15 protein-coding genes are annotated in these 12,876 nt (G+C 43.1%); all 15 read right to left on the bottom strand.

The features are described from left to right. Window positions 1-73: 73 nt before the first annotated feature. On the bottom strand, window positions 74-2,158 hold the full coding sequence (glyS, locus tag ACZ444_RS08970) for a glycine--tRNA ligase subunit beta (protein ID WP_382360959.1): 2,085 nt from the start codon (window positions 2,156-2,158) through the stop codon (window positions 74-76). Next, window positions 2,158-3,036 (bottom strand): glycine--tRNA ligase subunit alpha, encoded by an 879-nt coding sequence (glyQ, locus tag ACZ444_RS08975; RefSeq protein WP_382360956.1) that lies wholly within the window; start codon window positions 3,034-3,036, stop codon window positions 2,158-2,160. Before glyQ ends, glyS begins: the two co-directional genes overlap by 1 nt. A 378-nt stretch (window positions 3,037-3,414) precedes the next feature. Beyond that, entirely contained in the window at window positions 3,415-4,158 is a 744-nt protein-coding gene (gene recO, locus ACZ444_RS08980) for a DNA repair protein RecO (RefSeq protein ID WP_382360953.1), read from the bottom strand. 33 nt (window positions 4,159-4,191) lie between these two features. Continuing rightward, window positions 4,192-4,332 carry a YqzL family protein gene (locus tag ACZ444_RS08985; protein ID WP_382361689.1) on the bottom strand — a complete coding sequence of 47 codons (141 nt, stop codon included), beginning with the start codon at window positions 4,330-4,332 and terminating at the stop codon, window positions 4,192-4,194. A gap of 92 nt (window positions 4,333-4,424) precedes the next feature. Then, window positions 4,425-5,327 (bottom strand): GTPase Era, encoded by a 903-nt coding sequence (gene era, locus ACZ444_RS08990; protein ID WP_382360950.1) that lies wholly within the window; start codon window positions 5,325-5,327, stop codon window positions 4,425-4,427. A gap of 152 nt (window positions 5,328-5,479) precedes the next feature. After that, window positions 5,480-5,839 carry a diacylglycerol kinase family protein gene (locus ACZ444_RS08995; RefSeq protein ID WP_382360947.1) on the bottom strand — a complete coding sequence of 120 codons (360 nt, stop codon included), beginning with the start codon at window positions 5,837-5,839 and terminating at the stop codon, window positions 5,480-5,482. Beyond that, entirely contained in the window at window positions 5,829-6,293 is a 465-nt protein-coding gene (gene ybeY, locus ACZ444_RS09000; RefSeq protein ID WP_382360944.1) for an rRNA maturation RNase YbeY, read from the bottom strand. Before ybeY ends, ACZ444_RS08995 begins: the two co-directional genes overlap by 11 nt. A gap of 181 nt (window positions 6,294-6,474) precedes the next feature. Further along, on the bottom strand, window positions 6,475-7,434 hold the full coding sequence (locus ACZ444_RS09005; protein ID WP_382360941.1) for a PhoH family protein: 960 nt from the start codon (window positions 7,432-7,434) through the stop codon (window positions 6,475-6,477). Window positions 7,435-7,436: 2 nt separating this feature from the next. Then, window positions 7,437-8,660 carry a sporulation protein YqfD gene (yqfD, locus tag ACZ444_RS09010; RefSeq protein ID WP_382360938.1) on the bottom strand — a complete coding sequence of 408 codons (1,224 nt, stop codon included), beginning with the start codon at window positions 8,658-8,660 and terminating at the stop codon, window positions 7,437-7,439. Between the two features lie 21 nt (window positions 8,661-8,681). Next, on the bottom strand, window positions 8,682-8,963 hold the full coding sequence (gene yqfC / locus ACZ444_RS09015) for a sporulation protein YqfC (protein WP_382360935.1): 282 nt from the start codon (window positions 8,961-8,963) through the stop codon (window positions 8,682-8,684). 78 nt (window positions 8,964-9,041) lie between these two features. After that, window positions 9,042-9,563 carry a hypothetical protein gene (locus tag ACZ444_RS09020; protein ID WP_382360932.1) on the bottom strand — a complete coding sequence of 174 codons (522 nt, stop codon included), beginning with the start codon at window positions 9,561-9,563 and terminating at the stop codon, window positions 9,042-9,044. Window positions 9,564-9,593: 30 nt separating this feature from the next. Then, the gene (gene floA / locus ACZ444_RS09025) at window positions 9,594-10,598 is read right to left on the bottom strand and encodes a flotillin-like protein FloA (protein WP_382360929.1); all 1,005 of its coding nucleotides are present in this window, start codon (window positions 10,596-10,598) and stop codon (window positions 9,594-9,596) included. A gap of 24 nt (window positions 10,599-10,622) precedes the next feature. Further along, entirely contained in the window at window positions 10,623-11,957 is a 1,335-nt protein-coding gene (locus ACZ444_RS09030; RefSeq protein WP_382360926.1) for an NfeD family protein, read from the bottom strand. A gap of 184 nt (window positions 11,958-12,141) precedes the next feature. After that, window positions 12,142-12,594 (bottom strand): GatB/YqeY domain-containing protein, encoded by a 453-nt coding sequence (locus ACZ444_RS09035; RefSeq protein WP_382360923.1) that lies wholly within the window; start codon window positions 12,592-12,594, stop codon window positions 12,142-12,144. A 15-nt stretch (window positions 12,595-12,609) separates the two neighbouring features. Then, window positions 12,610-12,783, bottom strand: coding sequence for a 30S ribosomal protein S21 (gene rpsU / locus ACZ444_RS09040; protein ID WP_382360920.1), 174 nt, complete (start codon window positions 12,781-12,783; stop codon window positions 12,610-12,612). Window positions 12,784-12,876: the final 93 nt, after the last annotated feature.

The raw sequence follows: 12,876 nt of genomic DNA on the forward strand, positions 1-12,876 counted from the left end.
CTGTACGTGTCAATGTGACATACTGCTCATGACTATTATACACCTTACAATAAAGAAGAAAAAGACGCGTCAATCAAATGTGCTGTTTCCATTCGATTGCCGACAAATCCGCATAATCGTATATGAGACAAGCTATCTGATAAAGCATCGCAAGCCGGTTCTCACGTACAGTCTTCTCGTCTGTCATAACCATATTGTGGTCAAAGAAACGATGGATAGGCCCCTGGAGCCTGCTTAACTGCTCCAATGCTTCAGCAGCATCCTGATTATGAACCTTCTCATAATAATCGTCTTTAACAGCCAGATACGTGTCATACAGTTCTTGTTCGGAGTCTGTTGCCAAAAGGCTCCGGCTGACTTCTGTCCGGATAGCTTTAGCAGCAAGATTTAACACACGGACAAGCGCTTCCTGGACAGGTTTGAAATCCGGATTATTCCGTTCATGTGATAACTTTTCTGCTTTTGCTGCGATATAAGAGATGATCCCGATATCATCAGCCAGCACGGCTTGAATAACATCTGCCTCAAGCGATAATTCTTTAAGAAGGTGTGTCATACGATTTCTGATAAACTGATCGATCGCTGTTCGCGTTGCCTCAGACGCTTCCTGGCTCGAATCCATATCCATGTACTGCTGTTCAGCTAATGTCAGGAATGATTCGACAGACACATGCCAGTTCCATTCTTTTACAATTTTTAACAAGCCAGTTGTCTGCCGGCGCAGTCCATAAGGATCCTGAGAGCCGCTTGGTGTCAATCCGGCTGAAATACAGCCGACAACTGTGTCCAGTTTATCAGCCACGCTGACAAGTGCTCCTGCAGTTGTTTCCGGCAGCTTGCCGCCTGCCTGATCAGGTAAATAGTGTTCTGCTACTGCTCTTGCAACATCACTTTTTTCACCCGCATTTAACGCATATGTTTCGCCTATAATACCTTGTAAATTTGTAAATTCATTGACCATATTAGTTGGCAAGTCGAATTTACATATCTCCGCTGCTCTTATTGCGTTTGACCGTGTTTCTTCATCAAGATCAAGCCATTGCGAAAGTTTGTCGGTTATAGCTGTTACCCGTTTCACTTTATCGCCAATTGTTCCCAGTTTTTCCTGAAACACAATCCGGTTCAGTTTTTCTAAATAATAATCGATGGACTGTTTCTGGTCTTCTTCAAAAAAGAATTGCGCATCTGCGAGCCTCGCCTTAAGCACTCTTTCATTCCCTTTGACCACCGTATTCAAGGCATGTTCGTCTCCATTCCGCACGCCGGCAAAATGCGGGAGCAATTCACCATTCCCCGATTTGACCGGAAAATAGCGCTGATGTTCTTTCATCGACGTTATCAGAACATCTGGCGGGAGTCTTAAATAAGAATCGGAGAATGCCCCGATAAAAACGGTCGGGTACTCAACCAAATGAGTCACTTCCTGCAGCAATTCATCATCTTCCGGGATGGTAATTCCATTCGCCAATTCCGCATGCTGTAAACCGGAGACAATCATTTGCCGCCGCTTTTCAGGATCAGCAATAACATATTGCTGATGCAGGACTTCTTCATAGTCAGCAGGTGAGGCTAGTGTTACGGCATCGCCCAAAAAACGGTGCCCATAAGTCCGATTGCTCGTGCTCACACCGGTGATTTCAAATGGTATGACTTCTTCACCGAATAAAGCCACCAGCCAGCGTATTGGACGCGCATAGCGCAGTTTATGATCAGCCCAGCGCATCGTTTTCGAGAATTGGAGTGATGTCACAATATCACGAAACTGCGGCAATAGCTCCTCTGTCGGCCGTCCAATGACCTGTTTGGTTACAAAAATATAAGGTGTGCCTTGAACATCCTTCGTATAAATGTCGTCCACTGTTTTCCCCTGTCCTCTGGTGAAGCCGGTTGCTGCTTTCGTCCATTGTCCCTCAGCATCCTGGGCAATCTTCAATGATGGCCCTTTCACTTCTTCTTCCAGTGACGTCTGCGCCTCAGCCACATCGGTTATCTGGACAGCGAGCCTGCGCGGTGTGGAAAATGATTGAATGGATGCGTAAGCAATTCGTGAATCAGCCAGCCAGTTTTCCGCTTTTTCAAGCAGCTGTTTTTGCGCGTCAGCAACAAACCTGGCCGGAAGTTCCTCAAGCCCGATTTCTACTAAAACATTTTTCCCCATTATTGCTCCTCCTTTTTCAGCATTGGAAAGCCGAGCCGCTCCCGCTCTGCTACATAGGCTTTAGAAATTTCTCTGGCCAGATGGCGTATACGGGAAATGTAGCCGGTCCGCTCGGTAACTGAGATGACACCTTTTGCATCGAGTAAATTAAAGGTGTGTGAACATTTTAAAACGTAATCATATGCCGGGAATACCAGACCATTTTCCATCGTTCGCTTCGCTTCATTTTGATACATTGTAAATAGCTCAAAAAGCATATTTGTATCAGATTCTTCAAATGTATATTTCGAATGCTCATACTCAGGCTGGAAGAAGATGTCACTAACCGTGACACCATGCGTCCATTCTAAATCAAACACGTTATCCCGATCCTGTATATACGATGCGAGCCGTTCAATACCATACGTCAGCTCAACGGAAACAGGATCAGCATCAAGTCCGCCAACCTGCTGAAAATAGGTGAACTGTGTGATTTCCATGCCATCCAGCCACACTTCCCAGCCGAGACCTGCAGCTCCAAGGGTGGGGTTTTCCCAGTTATCTTCCACAAAACGGATATCATGTTCCAGCGGATCAATACCAAGTACCTTTAAGGAATCCAAGTACAATTCCTGAATATTTTCCGGTGATGGTTTCATAATAACCTGAAATTGGTGATGCTGGTACAAACGGTTTGGGTTCTCACCGTAACGTCCATCCGCAGGCCGACGTGACGGTTCAACGTACGCCACATTCCAGGGTTCAGGTCCAAGGCTTCTGAGCAGTGTCATCGGCGACATAGTACCTGCTCCTTTTTCCACATCATAAGCCTGCACTAATATACAATTTTGCTCTGACCAGTGTTTCTGCAGGGCTAAAATCATTTCTTGAATCGTCATTATTTGATCCCCTCCATTTCTCGCTCAAAAGTAAACACGCCTGCATTATAAAAAGCAGCTATCGAGGATCTGTTCCGATAACCTCTTAGACAGGCTGTTATATAAACATGAAAAATACCCCATCGCTATGTCAATCATTGAGACATAGGGACGGGGTATTCCGCGGTTCCACCCTATTTGCTCCTGTCAGGGAGCCACTTTATCCGCATCGCTCCGGAGTGCCATCCCTTATGGGCTGTTAATCCGGCTCTCACCATTCCGGACTCGCTTCAAAACAACTGTTCATAAAGTATTCGTCTCCATCAGCACAATTCCATACATAATAAAACTAAGTATAAATATCATACATAGCAACAGCAACATTGTCAAGTTTTCAGTCTAATAAAGTTTATCCAATTGTTTAAGAAATCGTTTTGATTTAAGGTAGTAGCCACCATACTGATCATAATACGCATCCAGGATATGTCGCAGCAGCTGTTTGTTTTCCGGCTTAACCGAAATACGGCCTACCCGCTGCAGTTCAACTTCGGAAAATATAAAAAACAGGCGTGCCAGATTATCGGAAATCTCAATTGCTTGCTGATCTTCATGATAACACCGGGAGCAAAGCAGGCCGCCTTCAGCGATGGAAAATGCAAAGGGGCCACTGGTGCCGCCACAATGGACACACTGATTAACAACAGGGGCAAATCCCCCTTTTTTGAATAACTTCAACTCATACATCATGATAGGGATACCGGCCTCATCATACGCCGCAATCCACTCCAGTGTTTGGTAAAGCTGATCAAACAGGTATGGGTCGGGTGAATAATTCTCTGTTAACTTATCGGTCAATTCAACAATATAAGCAGCATAGGCGGTTTTGATAATATCCTCGCGTATATGCCGGAATGAGTAACTAACGTCTCCCTGCTGAATTGTACTCAGCCCTGAATTAAGATAAACAAAAAAGACACCATATATGAATGGCTGCGTTATAGCAGCCATTCGACTTTTTGGTTTTTTGGCTCCTCTGGCTATTGCAGGAACTTTTCCTGATTGTTCACTAAACAGCGTCACAATTTTATGCGATTCACCATAATCTTGTGTTTTCATCACAATTGCCGGCATTTTTTCAAGCAAAACATATCACCTTCTCACAATGACAAATCGTCGTTACATGTTTGTGTTAATTGATTTATCGTTATGATATTTCTGCCCGTTTTCCTGGTAGTGCCCTTTTTCCAGCTCTTTTAACAATAAATAGGTTTCAATGTTTCCTGTTTGACTGAATAATTCCCAAGTAAAGCCGATCACAAGAAACCCGCCTTTCAATTGCATGTAATGTTTGCCTGCAGTATTAGATTCTCCATTAGTTGTTTGTACGATGAGTATTAATTTTTACCAAGTTAATATTCGTCATGGCGAAAACCGAATTCATGAAGTTGGGATTCACTGTTGCGCCAGTTTTTCTTGACTTTTATCCAAAGATCCAGATAAACCTTCGAACCGAGGAGTGCTTCAATATCTTTACGGGCTTTTTGACCAATTGTCTTCAGCATGGTTCCTTGATGCCCAATGATGATGCCTTTTTGTGATTTCCTTTCAGTAACAATTACTGCCTGAATAAAAACAGTATTCGACTGTCTTTCCTCAATGTTTTCAATAGCGACAGCAATTGAATGAGGAATTTCTTCGCGCGTTAATTCGAGCACCTTTTCACGAATTAACTCACTGATGATAAAGCGCTCGGGATGATCAGTGATGTGATCGGCTGGATAATACTGCGGGCCTTCCGGAATACGCTTTTTCAATTCGTCTTGCATTTGGGGTAAATTGTGACCTGTTAGCGCGGAAATCGGAATAATCGCTTCAAATAGATATTTGTCTTTATAATTTTCGATCAATTGTAGCAACTGGTCTGATTCAATCAGATCCGTCTTATTTATAATTAAAAACACAGGACTCGTAACCTGCTGCAGCCGGTCCAGAATGTACTGATCCCCCTTGCCATAGCCCTCTTCCGCGTTAACCATAAGCAAAACGGCATCCACTTCGTTCAAGGTATCTTCAGCAATCTTGACCATAAAGTCACCCAGACGATGCTTGGGTTTATGAATACCTGGTGTATCAATAAATACAAATTGCGCATCGTCAGTTGTGAGAACACCCTGGACACGATTCCGTGTTGTTTGTGCTTTATCACTCATAATCGCAATCTTTTCGCCAATCATTTGGTTCATAAAAGTCGATTTACCGACGTTGGGTCTGCCAATAATAGCAATAAACCCTGATTTAAATTCTTCTGACATGATGCAGCCTCCGAAATATGCCTCTTTACAGGGATGATAGTTTTTATGATACTGTAAATTTCAATATATTTCATGTGAATAGACAAAACATGCAAAAATAACGATAAGTTCTACATAAATTGCCAATCTGTGCGCCTGCGGGTTTGCGCGTCTTATCCAAGTTCAGGAAGAAAAATGATAATCCCTGCGACAGCAGCAGCAATTGCCGAGATCAAAACCGCCCCTGCTGCTATATCTTTAATCACTTTTGCTTGCGGATGTATGTTCGGCCTGAGATAATCGAGCATCTTTTCAACAGCTGTATTAAACAGTTCCGCTGTCAATACCAGACCAATAAGGAGTGAAATAAAAGCCCATTTTATAAGCGGCAGATGCAGTGCAAAGCCAGCTGCTATGACAGCTAATGCTACGATCGAGTGGATCCTGAAATTACGTTCTGTCCGGAAGGTTTCTTTAAGACCATTATAAGCTTGAAAGAGCCCAATCACAGATTTCGTGTGATTATCGTTCAAGGCCGAATTCACCCAGAATGTGCTCCTGCTTGCCGAACATCTCTTTTTCATCACGCTGATTCATATGGTCATAACCAAGCAGATGAAGAAACCCATGCACAGCCAAAAAACCCAGTTCTCTTTCCAGCGAATGACCATATTCCTCCGCTTGTTCCTTTGCTTTATCCAGCGAAACGATAATATCACCAAGGATGAGCGGAAGCTCCTTTCCGATAATTTCTGTCTCATCAGCCGTATTTTCCTGCAGAGCAAATGAAATCACATCTGTCGGCCGGTCCTGCTGGCGGTAATTCCGGTTAATTTCTGTGATTTGTTCATTGCTGACAAACGTCACAGATACTTCGGCCGCACTGGCCACACCCTCTTTTTCACCCGCGAATATTATGAGACGCTGAAGCAAATCTATATAGTCCGCTGCAACGGCTCTTGTTTGGTCCTGGAAATCAATATGCATGATTCAGCCTCCTCACATCAACACATGTAGGTCTTTTAAATATGGTCATAATAGATGCCAGGGTGCTGATTTATACGCCCTTCCAGCAGCACCATCACCAATAGGTTCGAAACCCGCATCGTTTTCATTGCCGTAAGTAACTAGCCCCCATAACAGCTGAGGTCTAATACTGCCGGCAGCACTAGGTCGTATTTTTGTAGGCTTCAATAATTTTTTGCACTAAAGGATGTCTGACAACGTCTGTTTCGTTCAAATGAACAATCGAGATGCCAGCGACGTCCGCCAATAACTGCTGAGCTGATTGTAAGCCGGATTGAGCACCATTTGGCAGATCAATTTGGGTGATATCGCCATTAACGATCATCTTTGAACCGAAACCCAGACGTGTTAAAAACATTTTCATTTGTTCCGGCGTTGTATTTTGCGCCTCATCCAGTATAACAAATGCATCATCAAGTGTCCGTCCACGCATATAAGCAAGCGGAGCAATTTCAATCGTATCACGCTCGATCAGGCGATTGGTGTGATCTCCTCCGTACACATCATGCAGGGCATCGTATAAAGGTCTTAAATACGGATCAACTTTTTCTTTCAGATCGCCTGGCAAAAAGCCCAAACTCTCACCTGCTTCGACAGTGGGGCGCGTTAAAATAATACGGTTAACTTCGCCGTTTTTTAATGCTTGAACAGCCATAACAACAGCCAGATATGTCTTGCCTGTACCGGCCGGTCCAATTCCAAAAACAAGATCGTCCGCCTTAATAGCATCAATATAACTTTTTTGACCCAATGTTTTGACGCGAATGGCTTTACCTTTTGCATTTTTTGTGATGTCATCCTCAAAAAGTGCGGCAAATTGATTAATTTTCCCTTTTTTTGCCAGATCAACAGCATAAACAACATCGCGTTCTGTAATGTCCAGCCCTTTCCTGACAATCGATAGCAGTGTAAGCAAAATATCTTCCACCAAGGCAATGTGTTCGTGATTGCCGGAAACACTGACATGTTCGCCTCTGGTGACGATTGATACGTCCAGCTGCTGTTCCAGTTGTTGTAAGTGTTTATCATTCGTACCAAACAAACCTAACGCTTCATTAGGATTTGTAAGCTCCAAATCGATTGTTTTCAGGTTATTCGGCATAATCAATCTCCTTGGTCTATTGGTTCATGTTTGACAATATCCTCTTCAACAGACATGTATAAGATTAGTTTAACTTTACCATTCTCGACTGTTTCTTGCAAAACATTATCAGACGTGATTACTGCCTCGGGCCCCAATTTTAATTGGAGTTCTTTTCGTGCCTGTTTAATGCCAGCTTCAACAGCTGCATCTTTATCTCTTTCTGTTTTATGGTATGTTTTTTCATTTAAAGTCGTTTCCATTAAACTTATAGGCAGTTTCCATTTAAACAAATAAAGATCCTTTTCCTGCCGTTCGCGTTGAACATCTGAAAAGTCCGGATCACCAAATCCCCATATAGGTATTTCTGTATGACCGATTTTTATATGGTATCTCTTTTCAGTATTCCCTGTTATCTGTTCAGAATTAACTTCTAAGGGAACGGTCACCTCTGTTTCATACCAGGTTTTAGCAGTTATCTCACCCTCGGCAGCAACGACTTCATCTGACTTGTCACTGGTTTCATCCGCCTCTTCATCGTCATTTTCTGCATCCTGCAGTTCACCAGAAACAAGCACATCTCCTGGCTCAACATAATCGTTCACCTGAACGAGTGGTCGGCCTTTTGAAACATACATTTTTTCAACAACGCCCGTTTTGGCGGCTACAAGATTGCGCGGTCCGTCAACCTCCTCCTCTTCCACAACCGTTTTTTCAACGCCTTCAAACAGAAAGCTTGTCCCTTGCTGTTCAACACCGATCCATAATAATTCAGGAATATCATTAATCAGATTTTGCTGAATGTCACTTGGGGAATCGAGTGTGAACGTCCATGTTCCCTGATAAATGCCATATTCATTCAATTGTTTACTGATCTTCTCCTCAATATCTGTTGGAACACCTGTAATACGTATTTCCCATATAATATTTGACAAACAAAAAAGCAGTATAACACTTAATAAAAGAGCAATTAAAATCTGTTTTCTGCGAATAAATTTCTTGAACAAAAAAGGAAAACCATGTCTGCCAGTAAATGATAATTGATAGCTCGTCCCCTGTTTCAAGCGTTTTATATCAGGTATAGCCTGTAACGTCACATTTCCGGAGCAGGTATTCTCAGATTTTTTTTCAATATCCCAGACGGCAATCCCCTGTTCACTGCATTTCTGAAAAAATAATTCCGGTTTGGCGCCTTTTACCAGAATGGTCACATAGCCTGTCAGTGAAGTGCCTTGTATATATTTCATGTCCTCCTCCTTAATCTGCTGTTAATCAGGCATAAATTTGACTTCTTCGATATTGCCTTCCAGCAATATTTCTTCAGGCAGCATCATTTTTAAGACAAATGCTGTCCCAGTAATTTGTATATACCCTTTGTTCGTTTTAAGCTTAAGCTCAGTTTCGGAATAAACCATTAGACCCTTATGATTTTCAATATAGATATGCAGCTGACCGATCATGGTGATCCGGGGTAACTCCATCATAACGTCAGAAGGAAGTGAAAAATGTTTAGATAGCCATGGACCAATTCGCTGTTGCCATTTTTTCACTGAAGCCTCCCCCCTTCTCTCACCATATATTTATGACTGTAAGGCTAGGATAAGAACAAAAAAAGAACCAATCCCGGACTACATCTGTCCGGAATTGGTTCTTTTGCTATATTTTTGTTTTCGTTGGGCAACTTGGCTTCGATATGGTCTAAGAGCCCGCGGCTGCCCCAGTACTTCCGACATAATCACACCGTTAACAATACCCTCTCGCGTCAAGTTATGACGCATCTCTTTTCGCATCACTTGCTGGGCTGATGTTAAACCTTCTGCCGTTTTCCTGGTATTATGCTGATCCGGCGCATGATAAGCTGGTTCCTGTGTTTGACTATTGCCAGCCGGATTCACATAGTCAGCGAATTGTTTTCGCTGCTCTTCTTGTTGTTCCTCAATAGATGCAGGCAAGTCAACTGGTTCAGGCTCACGTTCGAAATTCGCGCCTCCAGCTGTTTGCGTTTCACTGCCAGAAGAGGAAGACCGAGACGCCGTTTGATCACGGCGAGGACTCCCAGCATCTCCATCATCATGTTCCGTACTGTCTTTAAAAAAGTGGTTCGAAAAGATCGCAATGATGATGCCGATAATGGCTAAAATGATTTCCATCATAACCCTCCTATATCATCAAAGAGACCGTTATTCATTCCGATTGTTGTCATTTTTCTCGCTGTCATCGTCCGTTATTTTGCCAATCATATCACGCATATCCGTGTCAGCGTCGATATTCTTATAATTCATATAATCCATAACACCCATGTTGCCGGAACGCAGGGCTTCAGCAAGTGCACGCGGCACCTCAGCTTCAGATTCAACCACTTTAGCACGCATTTCTTGCACACGTGCCACCATTTCCTGTTCCTCTGCCACAGCCATTGCACGTCTTTCTTCAGCTTTAGCCTGCGCAATGTTTTTATCTGCTTCAGATTGGTCTGTCTGCAGATTAGCTCCAATATTTTCGCCAATGTTGACATCAGCAATATCAATTGACAGAATTTCAAACGCAGTGCCTGAATCCAGTCCTTTCCCTAAAACATTATGAGAGATAGCATCAGGATTTTCCAGAATATCTGTGTGCGCCTTAGAGCTCCCGATTGTACTGACAACGCCTTCGCCAACACGGGCGATAACCGTTTCTTCTCCGGCGCCGCCGACCAGTCGGTCAATATTTGCACGTACCGTAATCCGCGCTTTTGCTTTCACTTCAATGCCATCCATCGCGATACCCACAATAAATGGAGTCTCAATTACTTTTGGATTAACGCTCATGCCCACAGCGTCCAATACATCACGGCCAGCCAGATCAATAGCTGCCGTCCTTTCGAATGACAGTTCAATATTCGCTCTCTGGGCAGCAATCAGGGCATTGACAACTCTGTCAACATTTCCTCCTGCAAGGTAGTGACTTTCCAGCTGATTCGTGGACACACCCAGTCCTGCTTTATGAGCTTTGATCAGCGGATTGATGACTCTGGCCGGTACAACCCGGCGCAAGCGCATCCCAACGAGTGTAAATATGCCAACTTTCACCCCTGCAGCAAGGGCACTGATCCATAGAAGAACTGGAATAAATGTGAATAATATAGCCAGAGCAATTAAAATAATTGCAATAATGATAATCGGCATCAGTTGTTCCAGACCCAAATAAATCCCTCATTTCTTAATGATTTAAATTTCTCTTACAATCACACGAATCCCTTCAACTCTGACAACGCTTATTGATCTGTCTTTTTCAATAAATCCCCCCTCAGAAACAACATCAACCCGCTCATTGCCAATTAAGGCACTGCCGGACGGTCTTAGAGGTGTCAGCGTTTCGCCTGTGCAATTAAGAAGTTCTTCCCGGTTGTCTGTAGCCACATACCCGTGCTCGGTTGAGGTCTGATCAGTTAGTACAATACGGTTGAAAAAACTTTTTTCGCGGCTAATGGTTTTAAACAGGATAGCCGCGGCGATTAGCGTTACAACTAAAGCAATGCTGATACTCATCACCATTTCACCAAGATCCTGACCTGACATGATAAGCGACCCAATAACTGAAGCAACGCCCAGTATTCCAGCAATCCCACCTGACAGGAAGAATTCCGCAATGATAAGTCCAATACCCAGTATTAATAATATGACAGCTTCCATGCCAGCGAGGCCAGCGATGATATGGCCATAAAAAAATAAGATTAGTGCCAGTATACCAATACTTCCAGGAATACCAAAACCTGGTGAGAACAGCTCCACAATCAAACCAATGCTGGCTACTGATAAAAGAATCGGAACAACAACAGGACTCGTAATAAATCTTGCCAGATGTTCGGAAAAGGTCATTTCGACCTCTGTGACATCAGCATCGCTGTAGCCTAATTTATCCAAAAGTTCTGCACGGCTTTCAACTGTCCCATTTGAATAACCAATTTCTTTCGCTGTGCTTGCTTCAAGAGTCAAATATTTTCCTTCACCCGCTCCATATTTCGGCATATCGATACTTGGATCAGCCATCGCAGCAGCATACTGTGGATCGCGTCCATTCGATTCGGCAGCACTCTTCATAGCTGACAGCCACGCTGATTGGGCTTTTTTGTCAGCAGCTGTCCCGTCCTGGTTGATAACACCGCTTGCTCCCATAGTCGCCTGTGGTTTCATATAAATATTATCTGTATTCAGTGCTAAGAAAGATCCAGCAGACAGAGCTCGATTGGCTATAAAGGAAGTCGTCTCAATGTCCACCTTTTGGAAATTCTGAGCGATTTGTTCAGCGGCATTCACGGCCCCGCCTGGGGTATCAATTTTAAAAATAATATGATCCGCTTTATTCTCTTTCGCTTCATCAACCGCACGACTAAGGAATGCTTCAAGTCCCTTTTCGACCTCATCCTTAATCGGGATAACATAAACGTGCTCACTGTCATGACCACTTTCTGCGGCAAAGGACGGAAGCAGCATACCGGATAAAGCATATAATACACTAACGATCATTATCAGAAAAAATTGCCTGTATCCAGTCCCTTTCACCCAATTCCTCCTTCCTTTATACCAAATCACTCGCCATGCTTAATGATAGATGATTGTTTCAATTTAGACATTTGTTTAAAATCATAACATAAACCATTCATAATATTATAGGTTTTTTCACTAAAGAACTGATTCGACTAAACCATAGACGTTAAAAAAGTCTTACCGTAAGCCGGCAAGACTTTTAAAATGACTCTAAATGTTTTTGGACCAATTGGTTAATTTGAGCACCATCAGCTTTTCCTTTAACTTTTGGCATAACTGTGCTCATAACCTTGCCCATATCTTGTTTGGAAGTTGCCCCGACGTCTTCGATGGCTGCCTTCACAACTCGTTCCAGTTCTTCTTCGGAAAGCGGCTGGGGCATATATGTTTGAATAACATCAATTTCCGTTTCCAGTGGCTCAACAAGATCATCGCGGCCAGCTGATTTAAATTCTTGGAGGGAATCCTTCCTTTGCTTCAGCTCTTTTGAAAGTACCGTTAATTCCTCGTCTTCTGAAAGACTTTGCTTACCAAGTTTGATGGTTTCATTCTGCAATGAAGCTTTCAGCATGCGAATGACCGCAAGTCTGTCTTTTTCTTTGGCTTTCATTGCCTGTTTCATGTCCTCATTCAGCTGTTCCATCAATGCCATGGGCCTGCACCTTCTTTATTTGCGCTTTCTGGCAGCTTCAGACTTTTTCTTACGTCGCTCACTTGGTTTTTCGTAATGTTCACGCTTACGGTATTCCTTCAATGTACCACTTTTGGATACATCGCGTTTAAAGCGGCGAAGAGCATCATCAAGAGACTCGTTTTTACGAACGCGAGTTGTATTTGACATACTAATTTCCCTCCCTCCGAAGCACAAAACAAAAATAAAATAATACATGTATAACTTCAAGACTTATGTCAAACATGTCTGGATACAGTATAA

This window comes from Lentibacillus kimchii, from assembly GCF_055381965.1.